At 50.1% G+C, this 22,137-nt stretch carries 20 protein-coding genes and 1 CRISPR repeat array; of the genes, 3 read left to right on the top strand and 17 right to left on the bottom strand.

All coding sequences use genetic code 11. From position 1 onward, the window contains the following. Nucleotides 1-159 precede the first annotated feature (159 nt). Nucleotides 160-1,491 carry an ArsB/NhaD family transporter gene (locus L6H65_RS10905; RefSeq protein WP_236341713.1) on the bottom strand — a complete coding sequence of 444 codons (1,332 nt, stop codon included), beginning with the start codon at nucleotides 1,489-1,491 and terminating at the stop codon, nucleotides 160-162. A gap of 154 nt (nucleotides 1,492-1,645) precedes the next feature. On the opposite strand from L6H65_RS10905, the gene L6H65_RS10900 reads away from it, so the two are divergent. From L6H65_RS10900 to L6H65_RS10890, 3 genes are all read left to right on the top strand, one after another. Then, nucleotides 1,646-2,044 (top strand): TIGR04086 family membrane protein, encoded by a 399-nt coding sequence (locus L6H65_RS10900; RefSeq protein WP_236341710.1) that lies wholly within the window; start codon nucleotides 1,646-1,648, stop codon nucleotides 2,042-2,044. A 98-nt stretch (nucleotides 2,045-2,142) separates the two neighbouring features. Continuing rightward, nucleotides 2,143-3,009 (top strand): phosphatase PAP2 family protein, encoded by an 867-nt coding sequence (locus L6H65_RS10895; protein WP_236341708.1) that lies wholly within the window; start codon nucleotides 2,143-2,145, stop codon nucleotides 3,007-3,009. Nucleotides 3,010-3,489: 480 nt separating this feature from the next. After that, a CRISPR array of direct repeats spans nucleotides 3,490-4,191; the repeat unit is 32 nt; unit sequence GTCGCTCCCTACGCGGGAGCGTGGATTGAAAT. Nucleotides 4,192-4,398: 207 nt separating this feature from the next. Beyond that, nucleotides 4,399-4,983, top strand: coding sequence for a hypothetical protein (locus tag L6H65_RS10890; protein WP_236341706.1), 585 nt, complete (start codon nucleotides 4,399-4,401; stop codon nucleotides 4,981-4,983). 334 nt (nucleotides 4,984-5,317) lie between these two features. Here the strand turns inward: L6H65_RS10890 and yajC are convergent, their stop codons facing one another. The 16 genes from yajC to obgE all read right to left on the bottom strand — a co-directional run bounded on the left by yajC (nucleotide 5,318) and on the right by obgE (nucleotide 22,124). Beyond that, complete coding sequence (gene yajC, locus L6H65_RS10885; RefSeq protein ID WP_236341704.1) at nucleotides 5,318-5,644, bottom strand: preprotein translocase subunit YajC; 327 nt, start codon at nucleotides 5,642-5,644, stop codon at nucleotides 5,318-5,320. 17 nt (nucleotides 5,645-5,661) lie between these two features. Beyond that, entirely contained in the window at nucleotides 5,662-6,795 is a 1,134-nt protein-coding gene (tgt, locus tag L6H65_RS10880; RefSeq protein WP_236341695.1) for a tRNA guanosine(34) transglycosylase Tgt, read from the bottom strand. 24 nt (nucleotides 6,796-6,819) lie between these two features. Further along, entirely contained in the window at nucleotides 6,820-7,866 is a 1,047-nt protein-coding gene (queA, locus tag L6H65_RS10875; protein ID WP_236341685.1) for a tRNA preQ1(34) S-adenosylmethionine ribosyltransferase-isomerase QueA, read from the bottom strand. A 9-nt stretch (nucleotides 7,867-7,875) separates the two neighbouring features. Next, nucleotides 7,876-10,032, bottom strand: coding sequence for a SpoIID/LytB domain-containing protein (locus L6H65_RS10870; protein WP_236341683.1), 2,157 nt, complete (start codon nucleotides 10,030-10,032; stop codon nucleotides 7,876-7,878). 16 nt (nucleotides 10,033-10,048) lie between these two features. Further along, nucleotides 10,049-10,555 (bottom strand): thiol-disulfide oxidoreductase DCC family protein, encoded by a 507-nt coding sequence (locus L6H65_RS10865; protein ID WP_236341682.1) that lies wholly within the window; start codon nucleotides 10,553-10,555, stop codon nucleotides 10,049-10,051. A gap of 2 nt (nucleotides 10,556-10,557) precedes the next feature. Then, on the bottom strand, nucleotides 10,558-11,601 hold the full coding sequence (ruvB, locus tag L6H65_RS10860; protein WP_236341681.1) for a Holliday junction branch migration DNA helicase RuvB: 1,044 nt from the start codon (nucleotides 11,599-11,601) through the stop codon (nucleotides 10,558-10,560). A 20-nt stretch (nucleotides 11,602-11,621) separates the two neighbouring features. After that, complete coding sequence (gene ruvA, locus L6H65_RS10855; RefSeq protein WP_236341672.1) at nucleotides 11,622-12,257, bottom strand: Holliday junction branch migration protein RuvA; 636 nt, start codon at nucleotides 12,255-12,257, stop codon at nucleotides 11,622-11,624. Next, nucleotides 12,254-12,757 carry a crossover junction endodeoxyribonuclease RuvC gene (gene ruvC, locus L6H65_RS10850; protein ID WP_236341662.1) on the bottom strand — a complete coding sequence of 168 codons (504 nt, stop codon included), beginning with the start codon at nucleotides 12,755-12,757 and terminating at the stop codon, nucleotides 12,254-12,256. Before ruvC ends, ruvA begins: the two co-directional genes overlap by 4 nt. Nucleotides 12,758-12,854: 97 nt before the next feature. Beyond that, nucleotides 12,855-13,448, bottom strand: coding sequence for a kinase (locus L6H65_RS10845; RefSeq protein WP_236341642.1), 594 nt, complete (start codon nucleotides 13,446-13,448; stop codon nucleotides 12,855-12,857). 244 nt (nucleotides 13,449-13,692) lie between these two features. Then, a complete protein-coding gene (locus tag L6H65_RS10840; protein WP_236341635.1) occupies nucleotides 13,693-14,319 on the bottom strand; it encodes a BofC C-terminal domain-containing protein in 627 nt (208 codons plus the stop codon). A 149-nt stretch (nucleotides 14,320-14,468) separates the two neighbouring features. Then, a complete protein-coding gene (locus L6H65_RS10835; RefSeq protein WP_236341626.1) occupies nucleotides 14,469-16,631 on the bottom strand; it encodes a LysM peptidoglycan-binding domain-containing protein in 2,163 nt (720 codons plus the stop codon). 320 nt (nucleotides 16,632-16,951) lie between these two features. Then, nucleotides 16,952-17,818 (bottom strand): prephenate dehydratase, encoded by an 867-nt coding sequence (gene pheA / locus L6H65_RS10830; protein ID WP_236341611.1) that lies wholly within the window; start codon nucleotides 17,816-17,818, stop codon nucleotides 16,952-16,954. Continuing rightward, a complete protein-coding gene (gene thrB, locus L6H65_RS10825; protein ID WP_236341913.1) occupies nucleotides 17,815-18,795 on the bottom strand; it encodes a homoserine kinase in 981 nt (326 codons plus the stop codon). The genes pheA and thrB overlap by 4 nt, the downstream gene beginning before the upstream one ends. Nucleotides 18,796-18,826: 31 nt before the next feature. Then, the gene (locus L6H65_RS10820; protein ID WP_236341609.1) at nucleotides 18,827-20,113 is read right to left on the bottom strand and encodes a homoserine dehydrogenase; all 1,287 of its coding nucleotides are present in this window, start codon (nucleotides 20,111-20,113) and stop codon (nucleotides 18,827-18,829) included. Nucleotides 20,114-20,136: 23 nt separating this feature from the next. Continuing rightward, on the bottom strand, nucleotides 20,137-20,574 hold the full coding sequence (locus tag L6H65_RS10815; protein ID WP_236341607.1) for an ACT domain-containing protein: 438 nt from the start codon (nucleotides 20,572-20,574) through the stop codon (nucleotides 20,137-20,139). A gap of 227 nt (nucleotides 20,575-20,801) precedes the next feature. Continuing rightward, the gene (obgE, locus tag L6H65_RS10810) at nucleotides 20,802-22,124 is read right to left on the bottom strand and encodes a GTPase ObgE (RefSeq protein WP_236341599.1); all 1,323 of its coding nucleotides are present in this window, start codon (nucleotides 22,122-22,124) and stop codon (nucleotides 20,802-20,804) included. Between the last annotated feature and the right edge of the window lie 13 nt (nucleotides 22,125-22,137).

Raw genomic sequence — 22,137 nt, 5'->3', positions numbered from 1 at the left:
TACCGTACGGAATAACAGGATCCACAGCTCCAATGGAAACCGCCTCCTCCAATGCTGCCCAGCATTCGCAAGCTAATATCCATCGTTATGCTTCCCATAACGTTGTAGAGGTATTGTCACCCCATGTTACTTTCGTCATACAGGAAGCTGGAGCCCGATTTATGGAAGTAAAAACAGTTGAACATACACGGTCGAAATAAGAAGCGAGAGCAGAGTAACCGGTGCGCCAATCTTGATAAAGTCCATGAATCCGAAGCCCTTGCCTGCCTTCGAAGCCAGGCCTGCCGCTATCACATTGGCGGATGATCCGATTAATGTGCCATTGCCCCCAAGACTTGCCCCGAGCGCAAGCGACCACCAGAGAGAATTCAATTGCTCGGGATGCGTAATATTCAGCTCCACCCCTACGCGTTCTATAAACGGAATCATCGTTGCTACGAACGGAATATGGTCAATCGTTGCCGAAGCAATGCCTGATATCCAGAGGATCAGCATGGATGTATAAGCGATATCGCCCGAGGCAATCTGCAGCGTCATCGAAACAAGCTTCGTTATGACCCCGGTTTCGATCATCCCCCCTACCACAATAAACAACCCGATAAAGAAGAATACCGTCTTCCATTCGAGCATTCCGATCGTTTCCTCCACATGCTTCTTGCTTACTCCAGCAAGCATGAGCAGCAAAGCGCCCATGATTGCGACAGCAGCAATCTCCACATTCAATACTGAATGAAGCAAGAAGCCTGCAGCAGTAAGGGCTAGAATAACAATCGCCCTCCGAAGCAGCCCTCTATCCTGCAAATAATTCGCTGCATTCAGCCTCATCAGATCACGCCGCGCAGCCTCTGTGACGACCAGCCTCTTCCGAAAGACAAGCACGAGAAGCAGGATCGTTACGATCATAATGATAATGGATATCGGCGCCATATGAATGAGAAATGACTGAAAGCTCAGATGCTCATTCGCAGTGCCGATCATCATATTCGCTGGATTTCCAATCAGGGTTGCCGTACCGCCAATGTTGCATGCCATTATTTCCGAGATGAGATAAGGAACCGGGGTCACCTTTAATTCTCGTGTTATCGCGATGGTAACAGGCACGATCAGAAGCACCATTGTAACATTGTCGAGAAAGGCTGACCCCGCTCCTGTCAAGAGCGATAAGATGACGAGGACGCGGAGCGGTCCACCTTTTACAAGTTGAACCCCTTTAATGGCGAGATATTGAATGATCCCGGTTTTATTCGTCATGCCAACAAGAATCATCATACCTAGCAGCAAGAATATTGTTCTCCATTCGATATGCACAGTGAATGCCGTATACAGATCCACGATGCCGAGCAGCAGCATGATACCTGCACCACATATTGCAATGGCCGCTCTGTTTAATTTTTCCGTAATAATAATGGCATATGTAACAAGAAAAATGATGGCTGCAGCTGCGATTTGCCAGAAAGCAGGCTCAATTGCTGCAATTACTTGATGTTCCAACTCTGCACATCCTTCCTTTATCTTCCCACACATCATTATACAAGAATGCCATTTGAACCGTCTACGTTGTACTATTTCCGCCTGCTTGACCATATGTTGTACAAACCGTTCCCGTGTATGCAATAGATAACAAGATTGGGAGGAGAGAGTTCAAATGAATCCAATGAAGAGTGTTCCGAAGGTGAAGGTGCAAATGACTTCACCGCTATTGTCCGGTATTCTCTATGCAGCCATATGGCTGTCTATCGGTGCTTTCATTCTGTCGGTGCTGCTGCGCTGGGGCAGTATGCAGGAAACTGCTTTGCCTGGTTACAGCCTTATCATTCATGGATTGGCGGCTGTTGCTGGCGGCTTCGTTGCAGGCAAAAGATCCGGACAGCGCGGATGGTACTACGGCTGCTTGCTTGGCATAATTTATGGCTTGCTCGTTCTGCTGATCGGTTTTCTCGCTAATAATTCTGGAATAACGGGGAGAACTTTGATTATGCTAGGCGAGGCTTTGCTAGGCGGCGGTCTGGGCGGCATGTTTGGCGTCAATGCCAAACGCAGATGACATCTTGTACCGTTTGTGAATAGTCTTGGCAAATTGCATTATCCCCTTGAATATATGCTATACTAGATCGAGTATTTTTTAAGGGGGAAGAGAACGCGATGATTTTGTTTGACAGCATGAAAACAGTAACCATATATACAACAATCACTGTTATTTTCCTAATCTGGTACGGTTCTTTCGCTAATCCTTTTCGAGTCGGCGGCTTGTTCCTGAAGGAGCTTGCCACAAATCGCAAATATCTGTTTCACTTCGCCGCATTGATGGCTATTCTGTTTCTCAATAAAGTCGAGCTGCAAATCGAGCAGGATATGAACTATACCTTGGATTTCACGGGTTGGTTCCAAGCTATAGAAGGCAGCTTTGTCAGCAACTTTCAGCAGCTGTTCCATAACGATATTCTGACCACCGTTCTTGCTTTCATCTATGTCGTCGTGTTCCAGGCGCTTATGATTGTCTCTATCGGAATCTATACCTATCAAAGCAAGAACAAAGCCATGTTCTATGCGACTTGTTACGCCATAATGATCAACTATCTCGTCGCAATCCCCTTCTACTTGTTCTTCCCGATCAATGAGGTGTGGGCGCATGATCCGAACGTCGCCTTTCTGATGCTGGATGTATTCCCAAATTTCGAATCGGAATACCGTGCCCTGTCAGGACTGGACAACTGCTTCCCTAGCTTGCATACATCCATATCCGTAACGCTGGCCATTCTAGCGATTCGCTCAGGCAATAAGCGGTGGGCATGGTTCTGCGGCATTATCGCTGCTTGCGTCATCTTCTCCATCTTCTATCTTGGCATTCACTGGCTTATCGATATGTGCGGCGGTGCCTTGCTCGGCATATTCGCTTCAACAATGGGCATACGGCTCAGTGAGAAGGGCTTCACCTTCATTAATCGCCGCCGGAGACAATCGGCTCCTGTCGGCGGGCAGGCCATAAGCAAAGCAACAAGCAATAAATAGTAAATTATAAGCCGTCTGTTTCCGATCATTTCGGATTCGGCGGTTTTTTGTTGTTTAAGCAAGCGATTAGCAAAGCAGCACATATACCTATCTAAAGCTCGGTAAACATATCTCTCCGCCTTTTTTTGTGAAAATATCAATAGCTAATCTCTTGCTCATCATATTATGGAACCAAGAGTTCGTATGGATCATTGACAAAATAGCCGTCAAGAAATACTCTTAATTGGTATCTATTTTACATTTATTCCTACATGGGTAAGGTAGAACTTGTAGAAGCCCTGGAATGGATCGCTTTGGCTGGTTCATTCTGTAGGTGCGAATGTGAAGCTCACATGAAATCCCTGGGAGATTCGCACCTCGCTCCAGACAAGGGTTTCGGGGATTTTCAATACATAATTTACCATTTTTATTCGCTTGAAAATGTGATTCGCACTAAAGCGCTTTCAAAGCCTTGCCAGACAAGGGCTCAATACGCCCGCTGTCGCTCCCTACGCGGGAGCGTGGATTGAAATCATACACACAACAACGATGATGTTATTATACGCGTCGCTCCCTACGCGGGAGCGTGGATTGAAATTTGTCATTCATTCCGTTAACGTTCATTTGTCTCCGTCGCTCCCTACGCGGGAGCGTGGATTGAAATATTGCTAAGTTCTTACCGCAGCAAGATGCAAAAACGTCGCTCCCTACGCGGGAGCGTGGATTGAAATGCCACGTAGAACGCAAGCGGAATTGCTACCGCAAACGTCGCTCCCTACGCGGGAGCGTGGATTGAAATATAATATGGCGGATCAAACGAACATTAGACATTGGTCGCTCCCTACGCGGGAGCGTGGATTGAAATTACGATACTGTCCTGCATCGGGTAGTCTTCGCTGCGTCGCTCCCTACGCGGGAGCGTGGATTGAAATAGCCCATACAGTTTCTGTCCTGTTTCGACATCAAGTCGCTCCCTACGCGGGAGCGTGGATTGAAATCTCAAAAGATAGATTGGGCATTGCCGCAGTAGGCTTATGTCGCTCCCTACGCAGGAGCGTGGATTGAAATGTTGCCCCTTGTGTTGTCCCTCTCGTTGTCCTTGTCGCTCCCTACGCGGGAGCGTGGATTGAAATAACAGTTGACCGCCGTCTTAGCAAGGGTATCGAACCATGTCGCTCCCTATGCGGGAGCGTGGATTGAAATAAGGCTTAATTTTTACGTTTCTGGAGAAGGTGAACGTACAATTTGGACAATTCAAATGGAAGACTCGAAATACATATTGGATATAATAACTGCAGCGGAATACCTTAGAAAGAACAATTCTATACATCAAGCAATGATAACGATGATATTAGACAACTTTACTTTTGATGAATAGCAAATCCCTCAGCCGATGAGGAGTTATTAGGAATGATCTTTTTGAATTGGGACTGGTTTTACTCACTATATTCGATTTCTTTTATGTTTCTGATAATAGCTTTCTTCTGGAAGATAATCATCTATCCAATCACTCTGATTTCACTTATTTTCACAGACAACATTCAGTTTATATTTATGAAAGTTATCATGATAATACCTTATTATTTTATGGCGACTTTTGCAGCTGTTGTGGGATTAGGTGTTAATGAAGGAGTAAGATCGTTTTTTATATTGCTAGTAGGTGGAATATTTTTGTTTATTCAAAGCATTACTGGTGTCTTTCAAGCGGAAATGGATAAAGATGGTAAAAATGATCAATTGGGTTTAATTAGATACAGATACTTTGGTGCAATATTTGGAGTAGTGTATTATGTAGTTTTAATATTTGTTCCAGAGCTAACTTATAACAGCGTTATTATTTTCGTTTATGAAATTATATATTGGATTAGAGAAATTCAAATTTTAAGCATGATAATTGCCCTTTTTGCTTTCTTATATGTTCTCTATAGCATGCTAATATGTATTATAGCGGTAGTTGGCATGATTTCGACTTCGTTAAAAAAGAAGAATAGCTAACCCCCACATCGGGGGTTTTACTTTTATTTGCCCCATCCTATAATAATATTAATTATCGCTTTTCATAAACGAAGAAGAGGCTATTGTAAGCAGACAAATTTTCAATTGGGTACTTAATGAATGGGGTAAAATAAAAATTGCACGACTATTAAATACTATGGGGATAGGCGGAACGCCACTGCCGGCACAAAATGGGGTCTGTCGTATAAGTCTGTAATAGGATTGACGTCGTTCCCCACGCGGGACCGGATCACAGCCAAATACGAAAAAACCGGATCAAGGAAAACATCCTCAACCCGGTTTAGCCGATATTCCATTCAGAAAGAATGCTTGATTAAGCTTTCAGCTCTTCTTTCTTGTCTTCCTTCTTCTCAATCGTCACTGTTGACGCTGCCGATGTGCTTGCAGCAGATACATTGTTCACCGCGCTGCGGTCGAATGTCACCTTTGTTGTGTCATTGACACGCAGAACGACGATGTCATCCGTAATTTCAAGAATCGTACCATGCATACCGCCGATTGTGACGACTTTGTCGCCTTTCTTCAGCTGACCCAGCATCAAATTGCGCTGTTTGGCTTTACGCTGCTGCGGTCTGATTAGCAGGAAATAGAATACTGCAAACATCAGCGCAAACATAAGAAGCGGACTTAAACCCTCCATTGATTGTTCACCCCTTTCTAAAATCCTCTCGAACCCTCAAACAGTCCATATTTCGTAAAGAAGTCCTGACGGAAATCAAGCAGCCTATCCTCCATAATCGCCTGCCTCACATCCCGCATGAGCTGCAATAGGAAATGCAAATTATGATAGGTCGTCAAACGAATACCGAATGTTTCATCCGCTTTGATCAGGTGACGAATATAGGCACGGGAGTAATTTTTACAAGTATAACAGGAGCATTCAGGATCAAGAGGTCCAAAATCCTCCGCGAACTTCGCATTGCGGATAACTAGTCTGCCAGAGCTTGTCATTGTCGTGCCATTGCGAGCGATACGAGTCGGCAGCACGCAATCAAACATATCAATGCCGCGGATCGAACCGTCTATTAGTGCATCCGGGGAGCCTACGCCCATCAAATAACGCGGTTTGCCCGCAGGCAGCAGGGGCACTGTGCTCTCAAGCATCTTATTCATCAGATCCTTGGGCTCGCCTACGCTCAATCCTCCAATAGCATACCCCGGGAAATCCATGGAAGTCAAATCTGTCGCGCTTTGACGGCGCAGATCCTCGTACATGCCGCCCTGAACAATTGCGAACAGCGCCTGATCCTGCGGTCTGGCATGCGCCTGCAGACATCGTTCCGCCCAGCGGGTTGTCCGCTCTAGCGATTTCTTCACATAATCGTATTCAGCGGGATATGGCGCACATTCATCGAACGCCATCATAATATCAGAGCCTAGCGCATTCTGAATTTCCATCGCTTTCTCCGGGGAGAGAAACAGCTTGTCCCCATTCAAATGCGAGCGGAATTCAACGCCTTCTTCTTTTATCTTACGCATATTGCTCAAACTAAAGACCTGGAATCCACCGCTATCTGTCAGAATCGGGCGGTCCCAGTTCATAAACTTGTGCAGTCCGCCGGCTTTGCGCACGATTTCATGTCCTGGCCGAATAAACAGATGATACGTATTGCTGAGAATAATATGGGCATCCATCATCTTCAGCTCTTCAGGACTCATCGTCTTGACCGTTGCTTGCGTACCTACAGGCATAAATGCCGGTGAATCAATTACACCATGCGGAGTATGAATCCGCCCCAGTCTTGCTCCTGATTGTTTGCAGGTTTTTATCAATTCATATTTAATCGCCACTGTTCACTCTTCCAATCCTGATTGCTAGTAAATAAACATTGCGTCTCCAAAGCTAAAGAAACGATATTGCTGCCCGATAGCTTCTTCATAAGCCTTCATTACATGATCCTGACCCGCCAGTGCGCTCACAAGCATCACAAGCGTTGACTTGGGCAGATGAAAGTTAGTTAGCAGCGCATCGACAAGCTTGAACGAATATCCTGGGTAAATAAAAATATCCGTCCACCCGCTGCACGCTTCCAGCTGTCCATCAGGAAACTTTCCTGCGACTGTTTCAAGCGTTCTTGCCGAAGTCGTGCCGACAGCTACAATTCGCCCGCCCTGCTCTCTCGTTCTTCCCAGCTGAGCCGCCGTATCAGCACTCAGCTCATAATACTCGGCATGCATCGTATGATCTTCCACTTGTTCGACAGACATCGGCCGGAACGTGCCAAGACCAACATGAAGCGTAATATAAGCGATCTGGACACCTTTCGCTCTCAATTGATCGAGAAACGGTTCATCGAAATGAAGGCCTGCCGTCGGTGCGGCAGCCGATCCCTCATGCTTCGCATAAACGGTCTGATATCGTTCGCGATCATCAAGACGTTCCTTAATATAGGGCGGCAGCGGCATTTCGCCAAGCCGGTCAAGCAGCTCCTGAAAGATGCCCTCGTAGCTGAACTCGATCTCCCGCCCGCCCATCTCACCTTCCGATACGATGGTCGCTCGAAGCAGCGGAGCGCCTGTGCCATCATCTCCGAATGCGAGCTGGGCGCCAGCCTTGAGCCTTTTTCCAGGCTTCGCCAGCGTCTCCCAGCGATCTCCGTGCAACTGCTTCAGCAGCAGCAGCTCCACCTTGGCGCCAGTATCTGCTTTGACCCCAAGCAGCCGAGCCGGAATTACGCGAGTGTTGTTCAGCACAAGCGTATCACCCGCGTTCAGCATATCCGCAAGGTCACGGAAACCGTGATGGCCTACTGCTCCAGTATGCCGATCCAGTGACAGCAGCCTTGAAGCTGTCCGCTCGGTCAGCGGCGTCTGGGCAATAAGCGATTCCGGCAATTCAAAATCAAATTGATTGACATTCATATCAAGTTATCATTCCTTAACAATCGTAGCGTCTTTGTAGTAGTATTGCAAAATATATGTGTAGTCATACCCTTTTTCTGCCAATCCACGCGCGCCATATTGGGACAAGCCAACGCCATGACCATAGCCAGTGCCTACAAAACGGAACTTCGGCGATAACGTCGCCGCCCTGACCGTTCCTTTGCCGTTCATGACATACAGGCTGTCGCCTGTCAATTGCTTAGGCTTGCCGTCAGCGCCAATGACGACCATTGCCCCCTGATCAGCAGGACGCTCACGCTTGCTGTCAGCTCCTGCAATCGTCATTCTGGCAGTTTCATCAATCGTGAATCTTGTACTCGGCAGGCCGCCGAGAGAGGAGCGAAACAGATCTGGATATTTGACATCCAGCTTCTGCCCATTTGCCACAATTTCTATCGCCCTGCCGGATGGTCCCGTTTGACTAATCTGGAGCGTTCGAATCGCTCCGTTCACGGGTGTTTTTACTTTTCCTTTAATAGAAGCAAGCAGCGCATCCGATGTGAAAGGTCCTCGCACCCATGACATTTCATTGGACTGGACCGTTTTCTCAAGCACAACGACACGCGTGCCTGCATTCAGTTGTCCCACGATCTGCACATTTTCTTGAATGAGCGGAATCGGACGCACCTTCACACCATCGCCCTTTACCTTCATTACGGGAAGTCCTACGGCTGATTTGTCACCCGTTTCTTCCAGCAGATCGCCTCGAATATAGCCCGAAGCTCCATCTGGAATAACAACGCGATACCATGCGTACAGCCCCTTCTCTGACAGCTCATCAGGACTCGCAACACTTTTTAAATATGGAACCTCACTGCCCCATATTTCCTTCGAATCCGAGCTGGCCCCGCCTGCGCTTGAAGAGAACACAGCTTCAACCAATTTCCCGTTATGCATGGCCACTTCCCCGCGTGTCGCGTCAACGGCCGTTATCGTCGTCGGCTTCTCTGAACCGATCCCGCCATAAGCCTGGCTGAGAACCGTATCAACGACATGGGCAATCTGGAAGCCAAAGCCTTGGTAGAGCGCATAGGTTCGAGCAGCAACAGCCTGCGCCTTAAGCGCCTCGGCATGCCATGAGCCGGGCATCTCCCCACCGACCACCGAGTACAGGTATTGTTCGAACGGCAGCTCGTTCACAATGGCCAGCTTATTGTTGAAGCCGCTAATCTCGAATGCTCCCCGATAGCTACGATTGTACCGCTCTGCCAGCTTTATGCCTGCAGGCGCGCTCGAAGCAAGCGATACCTTCGTATCCTTCATGGATACGGCATAGAGAGGAACGGAGGATTTGACTGATTCTGTTGTTGTATGATCATCTCTGAGCCACAGATAAGAGGCCGCAGGATCAGTCTGACGCAATGCGGCTGCTCCGTCTGCCGATTTGGCAGCAATCGCTTTGACCGCATTCAATGAAGCCGCATTCGCTTCCGCACCTACCAATACCGTATAGACAGCCCCGCTGTCGCCTGATTGCTTGATCGACGGAAAAGCATCGACGCCAAGCGCGCCGAAGGATTGGGCTGCCAGACGGGCGTCCGCCTCTGAAGCATAGGCGCCAGCTTCAAGATGAAGCGGACCTGCAATTGTTGGTTTCACAGAACCGATGAGTCCTTGCAAAGCGCTGTCCTTGGTCCATTTGGCGCTTGCGGCTGATGCTTCCGCTTCAGTCGCATATGTACCTTCAACGACTTGATAGACGACACTATTGTTTTTCGCAAGAGAGGTGAGAATAGCTGTTCCGCCCAATGCCTTCACTCGCTTCATGATTGCGAGCGCCGTTCCAAAGTCTGGCGTCTCCATCAATCTCGGCTTATAATCATCCAGCGTGAACCTGACAGCCTGTCCTGCATTCGTCTGCACAAGCGGGATAACGCCAGCCGGCTGCTTCAAGCCAATCTCCATCGCAGCTGCCGAGCTGTAGGTAACGGCAGCCGTATTCAATGTGTACTTGGAGGGCAGATTGATAAAAAGAGCGACCCGAATCGTATCCAGCTTCGGTACAGCAGCATAAGTCGGCCATGCCGTACCGAGTGATATAAGGATGGTCGCAGCTAATAGAACAGCAAGCAGCTGTTTCCATTTCGGCAGCAGTGCAGCCGTAGTCCTCTCATTCTCACTTCTAGTGATGTCGACAGCACTCATTTCGTCGCTCATCCCCCTATTCGGTCTTGTTGGGCCTATTATGATTCGGCAGGCTGCAAGCGCCCGCATGGCAGCTCTCATCCGTCTTGCCGAACCAGTCATATCGTCTGGATGCAATAAAACGGTATAGCGCATTGGCAACTCTGCCCATGCCAGGAATTCGATACAGTCCAGCAAGCCATTGGAAGCCGCGAACGGTTCTCATAATCCGAACGATGCCATCTGCGCCTGCGAATATATTCCCCTCCATATCTACAACATGAATCTTGGCAAGCAGCTGCTCCTGCGACATCGAGGCAACAGCCGGAATTGCCGCTGCACCACCATCATCGGCGAGCGATTGGATGGATACATCGTGAAGCTCGGCAGAGGATGGGAGCTCCTTCATGCGGCGAACGCTGGCCAGACATAGGTTGCATACGCCATCATACAGAATATACAGCTTCTCGCCTTTGATGCGGCCTGCGCCGTTGGCAGGGTCCTGGCCTTTCGTGAAGTCCGTTCTATCGTTCATCTTGTTCATAGTTAATCGCCACTCTCTGTCTGACCGCTGTCCTCCGGTTGACCAAATTGCTGCGGAACAGGATATCCGAGATGGCGATATGCTTGAGGCGCTACGATTCTCCCGCGCGGTGTCCGCTGGATGAATCCAATCTGAAGCAGATACGGTTCGTATACATCCTCAATCGTCTGGCTCTCCTCGCCGATTGTCGCAGCTATCGTATCCAGCCCTACCGGTCCGCCGCGATAATTAACGATCATCGCCTTAAGCATCTTATGGTCGATTCCGTCGAGTCCAAGCGGATCAACCTGAATAAGCTCTAGCGCAGATCGCGCAAGCTCATGGGTGACAATACCGTCTCCGCGAACCTGTGCAAAATCACGTACTCGCTTCAACAGACGATTGGAAATCCTTGGCGTCCCACGAGAACGCATCGCAATCTCCTGCGCAGCTTCGCCTACAACAGTCACACCGAGAATTTCCGAGGCGCGCGACACAATAAAGGCAAGCTCGTCGATATGATAGAACTCCAGCCTGCTGACGACTCCGAATCGATCGCGAAGCGGAGCGGACAACAGACCTGCCCTGGTCGTTGCTCCTATCAATGTGAATGGCGGCAGGTCCAGCCGCACAGAACGAGCGCTTGGACCCTTACCGATCATAATATCGAGTGCAAAATCCTCCATCGCCGGATACAAAACTTCCTCAACTGTTCGGTGCAGACGATGAATCTCATCGATGAAAAGCACATCGCCCTCCTGCAAATTCGTCAGCAGCGCAGCCAGATCGCCAGGCCGTTCGATTGCCGGACCGCTTGTCGTGCGCAGATTAACGCCAAGCTCATTGGCTATAATATTGGATAAGGTTGTTTTGCCAAGCCCTGGAGGGCCGTAAAGCAGAACATGGTCAAGCGCTTCTTTGCGCATCTTGGCCGCTTCGATGAACACCTTTAAATTCTCTTTCACTTGAGACTGACCGATATATTCGGACAGGAAGCGTGGACGTAGACTAAGCTCCATCACTGTGTCTTCCATCATGAGGTTGGCGGAGATTATCCGGTCTTCCATGTGCGCTTCCTCCTTTCCACTCAACCTTTGAAGAGCTGCTGCAGCGCTTTCTTCATAAGCGCGTCAACCGTCTCGTCAGGCTTAACCGTGCCCTTCAGCACATGCCACGCCCGATCCAGCTCCGCTGCCGTATATCCCAGCGCGGCAAGCGCTTCACGGGCCTCCTGCCAAGCGGTCCCGCCTTCGGATGCCCCGCCGCCGCTGTCCATCATATCTACCAGCGCCAATCCGGCAGCAGCGCCGCCGAAGCCGGTCGTTAGCGCATCCAGCTTGTCCTTCAAATCCAGAATCATGCGCTGGGCGGTTTTCTTGCCGATGCCGGGCAGCTTGGTCAGGAATGCAATATTCTCCTGCTGTATTGCCGCCGCAACGGCTTCCGGCTTGCCTCCGGCCAATATGCCAAGCGCAACGCGAGGTCCGATGCCTGACACCTCAAGCAGCTTGCGGAACATGGATTGTTCCTCGCGAGTTGCGAATCCGAACAACAGAGTCGCGTCCTCACGGACATGATGGTGGGTGAAAATCGTTACCGCATCGTCATTTTTCACGAATGAATACGGGTTTGGGGTGTAGACTTGATAGCCAATATCCCGAACATCAACAATAACATATTCGGTTTCCCAGTGGATGACACGGCCTCGCACGAAATCGATCATGGCCTCTTCACCTCGTTTATCATCTGCGACAGTACGGAGGAATGGGCATGACAGATCGCTACTGCAAGCGCGTCCGCCACATCATCCGGCTTCGGGATTGCACTTAGATTCAGAAGCATTCGCACCATCTCCTGCACTTGCCGTTTCTCAGCCTTGCCATAGCCGACAACAGCCTGCTTCACCTGCAGCGGTGTATATTCCGATACAGGCAGACCACGCTGTGCCGCCGCCAAAATAATAACGCCCCGCGCCTGGCCGACTGCGAACGCAGTTGTGACATTCTTATTGAAAAACAATTTCTCCACAGCGACAGTATCCGGCTTATATTTGTCCATAAGCGCACACGCAGATTCATAGATCTGCTTCAGCCGCAGCTCCTGCGCTGTACGCGCTTCCGTCTCGATAGCACCATATTGGACGGGAACGAGCTTGCTCCCAATCTTATCAACGAACCCGAACCCCGCAATGGCGATCCCCGGATCGATTCCTAATACTCGCAAGCCTCTTCTCTCCTTATGCCTATCGAATGGTCATTAATGGGCTACCTCCCATTATAACAAATGAGAAGCAGTATGAGAACAAGCGTTTTGTCCGTGTTTAATTATTCAGAACCGCATCAGCTTGCTTGGCTGGAGCTTCTGTCCGTACATAATAGTCCTCTGCTTTCCAGTATCTGTTTCTGAACTTTTCCAGGTTCTGTCTAGCAGAAATGCTCTCCCGAGCAAACCTCATATTCTGCGGACAATCCAAATAAGCCACATAATCATAAAACCCCCTCCACTCCTTGCGTTGAAGGAATACCCCTTCAATTATAACGACGCATGTGTCAGGCATTACTATGTTCTGCATGTTATGACTATCGGTCTCAGGATCATAGAATGGAAGGTTAAGGCTGCCAAACTCCCTCAGTTTATTGAAAAGATGGTGTGACAGCCAATCAACATCCCACTGTAAATTGTAGTATTCATGCCATTCCTCATGTCCAGTATTGTAACGCTTGTTACGACTCACAATGTAATCATCCATATGAAAGACACATACATGAACATTTCTTTCCTGCAGCAATTGGCTCAGCTTTTTCACAACAGTCGTTTTCCCTGAACGGCTCAATCCATCTACACCTACAATAAAGCGGCTTCCTTCCACTAATGCCGGAATGGCATTCAATAAAACCAATTCATTTTCTTCCAATCTCGCCATCCCCCTTGATTCCTGTTGCAGACCTTAAATATCAATAATTTCATTCTTAAACCCAACTAAATTTTAACATAATTATACGTTTAATCAGAAATAGTGTTCTGCACCGCGCAGCTCCAGCGTGCGATGGGGCGATACGGCACGAGAATTTAACGATAAGGCGAAAACAACGAAAAAAAAGAACGCCCCTATTGCTAGCTTGACGTTCTTCCCATACATTCTAACCGCGACACGATTGCTAATAAGTCGGTTTCATTACTTTTTCGCTTTTAATCCGGGCAAAGTCACTAAAGGTAGATAAGATGCTATTATAGTCATCCTTATCGGTTACACGAATGCCATTCATCAGTTGATCGATTTGTTCCTTGGGCAGGCTGCTCTCCATGTAATGCACATCCAGCTGAAAAAAAGTGCGAAGCACCTTCTCCCTTTTAGGCGGACCATCAAAAAGAGACAGTATGCCATTCTTATCAAGGCTCATATAGGCATTTTTCTTGCATGCTTCCGATAAATCATCCACCAGCTGCTCCATAACAACCGACCCATCCAGATCCATAACTGCCCTCCAATTCGGATGGCTGCTCAACAGCTCAAGGGCTGCTTTGGCATCCATTCGACCGAGCGAGTCCGTCTTCTCCCCGCACAAATAAACAAGTCGATGCTTCACTGAAACAATACCTTCCATGTCATACAGAGTACGAATAACACTTTGAGCTTCCGGTTTGCTGGAGGGGGCGGCTTCGGCCGATGCTTGCGATAGTAAAATAAGCAATAGCGGACCTAGCAGGCAGCCAAGCGCCCACATCGCTCTCTTGCTGCGGCGCAGCCGTTTCTTCAATTGTTTCCACAGGCTGAATTCCATCATGGAGGAACTCCCCTTTGCGACTTTTTTGCTAGTGTTCCTCCTCCATTGGTAATTATACGGACATATGGAATTACATTCGCATAAATAAATTAGGCCGTCCCTGCATCATCGGCGATGACTTGAGACAGCCCAATAGAACGATAGGGTTGTTAACGATTAATCCAAGGCAGATTGTTTCGGGATCTCGGCTGCGACTGGCTTGCTTTACGGTTTTTTTTCGCCGCTTTGCGAACAGTCATTTGCTCCTTGTTTTGGGAAAGGTCGATTTTTTCATATTCGGGGTTATCAATGGTTTCGTCTTCCCGACCTTTGCAGCCGCAATTGCATTTCTTGGCTTCTGCCCCCCCAACAGGAGAGACCTGACCAAAGCCTGTGTAGCCGTATGTCTGCACATTCGCCCCTAATGGACTAACCGTGGATGGTGAAACGCTACTCGGGCCATGACCGTATGGACCCATCCCTGCTGGCGATACGCCTGTCGAATCATAACCGTATGGACCCATTCCTGCTGGCGATACACCTGTTGGACCATAGCCGTATGGACCCATTCCTGCTGGCGATACTCCTGTTGGGCCATAACCGTATGGACCCATTCCTGCTGGCGATACTCCTGTCGGATCGTAACCGTATGAACCCATTCCTGCTGGCGATACGCCTGTCGGATCGTAACCGTATGGACCCATTCCTGCTGGCGATACGCCTGTCGGACCATAACCGTGCGGACCCATTCCCGCTGGCGACACGCCTGTCGGACCATAACCGTGTGGACCCATTCCCGCTGGCGATACGCCTGTCGGACCATAACCGTGTGGACCCATTCCCGCTGGCGACACGCCTGTCGGACCATAACCGTGTGGACCCATTCCCGCTGGCGATACGCCTGTCGGATCGAAACAGTCATACGGATTTATTCCCACAGGCGAGATGCCAATCGGACCGCATTCGCAGCCATACGGACCAATCGGGCCGATTGGACCGATTGGTCCGATTCCAGCCGGTGCTATCGCTATCGGTCCATAGCAGTCATACGGATTCATTCCTGCTGGTGATACCGCTGTCGGGCCACAGTCATAACCATACGGCCCGGTTTCCGCTGGCATTACTGCTGTCGGGCCATGACCATAACCATACGGACCCGTTTCCGCTGGCGATACTGCTGTCGGGCCATGACCATAACCATACGGGCCCGTTTCCGCTGGCGATACCGCTGTCGGGCCATAACCATAGCCATGTGGGCCGCTTTCCGCTGGCGATACCGCTGTCGGGCCATGACCATAGCCATGACCATAATCGCCATAAGGGGTAAAACCTGCAGGGGATACGAAGTCTGGTCCGTACGGAGCTCCAGTGCCGAGCGGACTAACCGCTTGAGAATCCCATTGACCATACGATACTGGCGATGGAGCTCCCCAAGGAAGAGTCGATGTCCCCATGACGGACTCCGGAGGACACCATCCCGCATGGGCTTCTGCTGCAGGCAGCGTTTGCGGTGTGCCATAACCGCCCATCATAGCAGGCGATACAGCGGGAACGCCATGACCGTAGTCTGCCATTCCAGCAGCAGGCGACACAGCTCCCGGCATTTGCGGCATATTATACATGGACATGACTTCCTTTGCTGGGGTTCCGTATTGTTTGAATAAATCAATATGCTGCTCATATTGAATATGAATCGGATACGTTTTATGCTCAACTGGCTTCTCCATAATCGGCATTGGTGCCGGAGCCGGTGCGGGAGCTACAATCGGAGCCGGTGTCGGCGCTGGCGCCGGTGCGGGGATCGGAAGCGGCGCAGTGGTCGCTTTGGGAGATATCGGCGCCGTCGGTTTTTTGCCGATGAATGGCGCTGTAGACATTTTGCCCATTAAGTCCTGGACACCCTGCACACCTTGCTGGACGCCATGGCCCAGTCCCTGCATAAGCGACATTGGATGCATAGGATGATGCCCTGCTTCTTCCTGCCCCATATCCGGGCTGGCTGCAGGCATGCCGGCCTTCGGTATATTGACAATTTCACCGGTCAGCAGCACATTCGGGTTTTTCAGCTGTGGATTGGCCTTGATCATATCGCTCAAGGGAACTCCCCATGCCTTGGACAGCTTCCAAAGCGTATCACCTTGCTTCACAACATGCTGATGCATAATTTCCGTATTCCCCGGCTTCGACGCCGGTATTTTCACCTTCATGCCGACATCAATCATATCCGGATTCGTAATTTGCGGATTGAGCTTCACTATTTCCTCAAGGGAAACATTGTACTTCTGTGCAATCATGTATAACGAGTCGCCTTTTTTGACTATGTGAATTTTCACTCGCCTCTTACCTCCTGTCACGGACTTAGTTTCACGGGCATACGCAGCAAATGCCCATTACCAATCCTTACATCCTATGCATGTTATGGGCGAGTGTCACCTATCCCCGAAAAAAAAAGTTAAAGCTCATCCGACATGTTGTCGTCTTGAGCTTTAACTTTTTAAGAATGCGATGTTTGCAGCCTAGCGAATATTCCCGCCTTTTCGGTTGCCGTACATCGTCTATTCAATGCTGTGAAAAGACTTCCTCCAGCGGCTAGCTTCCTCTGCTATGATGATCATGCAGATACGTCAGGACAGGAAATTTCAATCTGAAATTTCTAAGAACTGTATGTGTAGCTTGGATAACTGCCCAATACGCGCACCTGGCAGCCGATCGCCTCGATTTCGGCAATTGCGGAAGGCAGAAGAACGGTTTCGAGCGACATTTCAATATCGATCAGAAAATAGTAGCTGCCCAGCTTCTTCTTCGTCGGGCGGGATTCGATCCGCGACAAATTGATTTTGCGCCAAGCGAATGCCGACAATACCTGATGCAGCGCTCCCGGATAATCCTCCGGCATCGTCATATGAATGCTGGTCTTGAATTTGTCGGTCGGCCTTCCCTTGAACGGCTCATCGCCAATAAGAAGAAAGCGGGTGAAGTTATTGTCGTGATCCGTAACTCCTTGCTCTAGGACATCTAATCCATTGTTGGCAGCTGCTGATAGTTGACCAATGGCTGCCCACCCATGATGCGGATTGTCCCGCACAATTCGGACGGCCTCCGAGGTGCTGCCGACATTCTCAAGCTCCGCATGCGGAATATGCTTCCTCAAGTACTGCAGACATTGCGCCATCGCTACAGGATGGCTGAGCACCTTGACGATTCGGCTGTAATCCAGCTGTCCGTCGTCTCCAGACAATTCCGAGAGCGGCCCGATCAGGTTCTGGATCGACGGGTAGACCCACTCCGCTTGAATGGGGATGTTCACCTCATTGACCAACCAATCCGTGTGCAGACTGACAGAGCCGTCGATCGTATTCTCAATAGGGATAATGCTGTAATTTGTTTTCCCCTCAGCGGTAGAGAGGAATACATCGGCAATGATGGGAAAGTAGCTAAAGCTCACATCCATTCCTGCGAATAAGTATCTCGCAGCCTCGTCTGAGGTAGACCCTTGCGGTAAACATGCAACTTGTATCATGCTATTATTTCTCCTTTAATCCGTTCCATGAACGAGGCTGATTCGTCTGGCCCCTCCCATACGGTAAGCTCCGGTCCGCTGACGCATGGCTTCAGCCACATCGTCTGAGCCTCGATGCCCTCCTTCAGCAGCGTTGCCTTCAGAAATGCCTCAAGCTCCCCCCGTTGCGGGCTTCCAGCTTCTACAAGAGCCAGCAGCGTAGGTCCCGCGCCGCTTAATGCTGCTCCAAGAGCGCCATGCGCTGTCGCCTCTTCCAAAATGGTCGCCATACCGGGTATAAGCGCCGCCCGATAGGGCTGATGCAGTCGATCGCGCATCGCATGCTTGATAAGATCGAACCGCCCGCTCGCCAAAGCGGCAACTAGCAAGGAGCTGCTTGCCACGTTGAAGACGGCGTCATTCAAGGCAATTTGGGATGGAAGCGCATGGCGGGCCTTTTCTGTCGATAGCTGAAAAGCAGGTATCGCCACCAGCACGTCAAGCTCAGGATGCGGCTCCAGCCTGATCAGTTCTGCGCGGCTGCCATCCCATGAGGAAACGATAATCCCGCCGAATAGCGATGCCCCGACATTATCGGGATGGCCCTCAAGCTTGGTCGCGATCTGGAACAAGCGATCCTGCTCCAGCGGATTGCCGATAAGCGCATTCGCAGCTGTCAATGCGCCTATAATTGCTGACGCGCTGCTTCCTAACCCGCGCGTCAAAGGAATTTCACTGTACATCGAGATATGAAGCTCCGGAATTGCGACACCCGCCTCATCAAAGACGAGCTGGGCTATTTTGTAGATCAGATTGGACTTGTCCCTTGGAATCCCGTTCAGCCCATCTCCATGCAAATCAATGACCGTCTCTCCGCTGGCAAGCGCGGACATCTCAATCCACGCATACAGAGAGAGAGCCATGCCAAGCGTATCAAAACCCGGACCGAGATTGGCGGTACTGGCCGGAACCTTAACGATTACTTTACGGTTTATCATCATGCTCCACCTTTTAACTCTTCTGTATGGATCAACCTTCTACGCGGTACACACTCTTAACGCTCTTCACAACTTCCATGCTGCCGAATGACTGCAGTACCTTCCCGATGGAAGCCTTGCTGGCATCATGCGTAATAATAATAATCTCAGCAATCTGATCACTGGAGTTCGGCTGCTGAAGGACGGAGCCCAAGCTTACCTCGCAATCAGCGAATGCTTGCGTAATTCGAGCCAGCACACCCGCACGGTCTTCCACATGCAGCAGCATAAAATATTTGGCCGCGATCTGCTCATCTGTCTTAAGCTTCTTCTCTTTGTATGAAAGCAGCTCCTGCTTGCCGTTCACGCCAAGCTTCAAGTTCTTGACGACAGCGACGAGATCTGCGACTACCGAGGTCGCTGTAGGCAGCTCGCCTGCGCCAGGACCATAGAACATCGTCTCGCCAACCGCTTCGCCATACACATAAACAGCGTTGAAAACGCCGTTGACTGATGCAATAGGGTGACTCTGCTTCACCATTGTCGGCTGAACGCTCACACTGATGTAATCATCCTGTCTCTCTGCTATTCCGAGCAGCTTCACCTCATAGCCAAGACGCTTCGCATACTGAATGTCCTCACGGCTGACGGAGGAAATCCCCTTCACATCAACATCTTCAAGCGCAACGTTCGCACGGAAGCCGAGAGTAGAGAGAATGGTCATCTTGCGGGCTGCATCCAGACCTTCCACGTCAGAGGTCGGATCGGCCTCTGCATAACCGAGCGCCTGCGCTTCCTTGAGCACTTCGGCATAATCTGCACCCTCCTGACTCATCTTCGTGAGGATGTAGTTCGTAGTACCGTTGACGATACCCATAATCTTCGTAATCCGGTCAGAGGAGAAGCCCTCGATCAAGGTGCGAATAATGGGGATGCCCCCTGCAACGCTTGCTTCATACAGCACATCGCAGCCATGCTCCTGCGCTTTTCGGAGAATCTCAGGGCCATGCAGCGCCATCAGATCCTTATTCGCTGTCACAACATGCTTGCCGTGAGCCAACGCTTCAAGAATATAGCCCTTCGTCCCCTCGATTCCGCCCATTACTTCAACAATCACATCTATATTCGGGTTATGAATAATGTCCCATGGATCCTCTGTCAGCTTCTCAGCATCGATCGTTAGCGAACGCGATTTGCTCTTGTTCTGTACGAGTACCTTCTCAATTACAATTGGCGAACCAACCTGGCTTTGCAAATCCTCCTGATGTCCCTCCACGATTCGAACGACACCCGTTCCGACCGTTCCAAGTCCAAGCAATCCTACTTTTACAGGTTTCATTGTTTCTCCTCCATCATCTACATTTAGCCTTGTCCGATAACCGCTGCTTTACGAACGCCGTCCTGCCCTCTGATGGCCTCCATAAGCGCAGTCAATCCATCACTCAGGAACGATGTTTCTACGGATATGACTACATTCGCCATCCCTTGCAGCGGAATGGTCTGATTGATGGTCAGCACATTGCATTCCGAGCTGGCAACAAGGCCCAGCACCTTGGACAACACACCGGAGCGATGCTCCAAATCCATCGAGATCGTAACGATCCTCTCCCGGTCAAGCTGATTGAGCGCATATACGCCATCCTTGTATTTATAGAAGGCGCTGCGGCTAAGTCCCGCTCGCTCTGTCGCTTCATGGACAGTAGCGGCTTCACCGCGCTGAATCATATTCTTGACCTGAATGGTCTTCACAATGGCTTCGGGCAAAATATCCTCGCGAACGACATAGTAACGTTCCGTCATTCTGAGCGTCCTCCCACAAGAGACTGATGTACGTCTATAGTGGACATTATATACAACTTTGCACGGCTCGGCAATAGGCAAAACATTGCTTATCCTAAATATGGATGCACCGCTGAATGCATCAAGAAGGCCCGCCTCGCATGAAACAGAAAAACTGCCCCGAAACATAGACTGCTCTAACAGCAAGCCTACTCTCGAAGCAGTTGCACCATCTTATTCACTATCCACTATTCGTAGAAATAGTCGCTGCCCTCGAAGAATTCGAAGACGAAATCGCCAATGCGTATCGTATCGCCGTCCTTCGCGCCTCTCTTGCGAAGCTCAGCATCAACGCCCATCTTGCGCATCGTGCGCCCGAATCTGAGAACAGCATCCTGCGTATTCAAGTTCACGCGTTTGATGAACTTCTCAATTGCCGCGCTCTCCACAACATAATCCTCATTCTCTCTGCGGATCGTGAACGAATTGTCTTCCTCCTGCTTGAACGTAAACACCTTACGCTCGGCAACATCCTTCACCTCTTCAAGCGACGGCAGCTCCGGCACGGTTTCCAGCAGATCCGCCGCCTTGTAGAGCAGCTCCTGCACACCCTTCTTCGTGAGGGATGACATCGGGATGATCTCATAAGTGGAGCCGCCTTCATGAGCGGCCAGTGCTTCGCGGAACCGCGCAAGCTGCTCCTCCGCTTCTGGCATGTCCATCTTGTTGGCTGCGATCACTTGAGGCCGCTCTGCCAGCAGCGGATTGTACAGCTTCAGCTCCTCATTGATCTTCACCCAATCCTCGAACGGATCACGACCCTCCGAGCCGGACATGTCCAACACATGAAGAATGACACGGGTCCGCTCGACATGCCTTAGGAAATCATGTCCCAGTCCAACGCCCTCATGCGCTCCTTCGATAAGTCCAGGCAGGTCAGCCATAACGAAGCTGCGTCCATCGCCAACATCAACAACGCCGAGATTAGGCGACAATGTCGTAAAGTGGTACGCGCCAATCTTCGGCTTCGCGCCAGAGACAACAGACAGCAGCGTCGATTTGCCTACGCTTGGAAAGCCGACCAGACCCACATCAGCCATAACTTTGAGCTCCAGAATAATCCAGCGCTCCTTGCCCTCTTCACCATTCTCGCAGAAATCAGGCGCCGGATTGTTCGGCGTAGCGAATCGGCAGTTGCCTCGACCGCCCCGACCTCCGCGAGCGACGACCACTTCCTGGCCATGCCGCGTCATATCGGCAATAATCTCCTGTGTATCATCATCAATCAGCACCGTGCCTGGCGGAATGCGAACAACCATATTCTCCGCGTTAGCACCATGCATGCTCTTGACTTTGCCGCGCTCCCCGCGATCACCCTTAAAGTGCTTCTGATAACGGAAATCCATCAAAGTTCTCAAGCCTTCATCTACACGAAAAATAACGTCCGCGCCTCGGCCGCCGTCTCCGCCAGCCGGTCCCCCTTCAGGCACATACTTCTCACGACGGTAAGAAACGATTCCATTGCCGCCGTCTCCACCCTTAACAAATATCTTCGCTTTATCGACAAACATGTCTTTTCCTCCG

Source organism: Paenibacillus plantiphilus (assembly GCF_927798095.1).
Classification (GTDB): domain Bacteria; phylum Bacillota; class Bacilli; order Paenibacillales; family Paenibacillaceae; genus Paenibacillus_Z; species Paenibacillus_Z plantiphilus.
This window is presented reverse-complemented; position numbering and strand designations above follow the sequence as displayed.

Coding starts and splice junctions, on each gene's coding strand:
- obgE (WP_236341599.1), bottom strand. CDS start 22,124: ATGTTTGTCGATAAAGCGAAGATATTTGTTAAGGGTGGAGACGGCGGC.
- ruvA (WP_236341672.1), bottom strand. CDS start 12,257: ATGATCGATTTCGTGCGAGGCCGTGTCATCCACTGGGAAACCGAATAT.
- thrB (WP_236341913.1), bottom strand. CDS start 18,795: ATGATAAACCGTAAAGTAATCGTTAAGGTTCCGGCCAGTACCGCCAAT.
- yajC (WP_236341704.1), bottom strand. CDS start 5,644: ATGGAGGGTTTAAGTCCGCTTCTTATGTTTGCGCTGATGTTTGCAGTA.
- L6H65_RS10815 (WP_236341607.1), bottom strand. CDS start 20,574: ATGACGGAACGTTACTATGTCGTTCGCGAGGATATTTTGCCCGAAGCC.
- L6H65_RS10865 (WP_236341682.1), bottom strand. CDS start 10,555: ATGAACAAGATGAACGATAGAACGGACTTCACGAAAGGCCAGGACCCT.
- queA (WP_236341685.1), bottom strand. CDS start 7,866: ATGAATGTCAATCAATTTGATTTTGAATTGCCGGAATCGCTTATTGCC.
- L6H65_RS10890 (WP_236341706.1), top strand. CDS start 4,399: ATGATCTTTTTGAATTGGGACTGGTTTTACTCACTATATTCGATTTCT.
- pheA (WP_236341611.1), bottom strand. CDS start 17,818: ATGATACAAGTTGCATGTTTACCGCAAGGGTCTACCTCAGACGAGGCT.
- L6H65_RS10870 (WP_236341683.1), bottom strand. CDS start 10,032: ATGAGTGCTGTCGACATCACTAGAAGTGAGAATGAGAGGACTACGGCT.
- ruvB (WP_236341681.1), bottom strand. CDS start 11,601: ATGGAAGACCGGATAATCTCCGCCAACCTCATGATGGAAGACACAGTG.
- L6H65_RS10895 (WP_236341708.1), top strand. CDS start 2,143: ATGATTTTGTTTGACAGCATGAAAACAGTAACCATATATACAACAATC.
- L6H65_RS10900 (WP_236341710.1), top strand. CDS start 1,646: ATGAATCCAATGAAGAGTGTTCCGAAGGTGAAGGTGCAAATGACTTCA.
- L6H65_RS10840 (WP_236341635.1), bottom strand. CDS start 14,319: ATGATGGAATTCAGCCTGTGGAAACAATTGAAGAAACGGCTGCGCCGC.
- L6H65_RS10820 (WP_236341609.1), bottom strand. CDS start 20,113: ATGAAACCTGTAAAAGTAGGATTGCTTGGACTTGGAACGGTCGGAACG.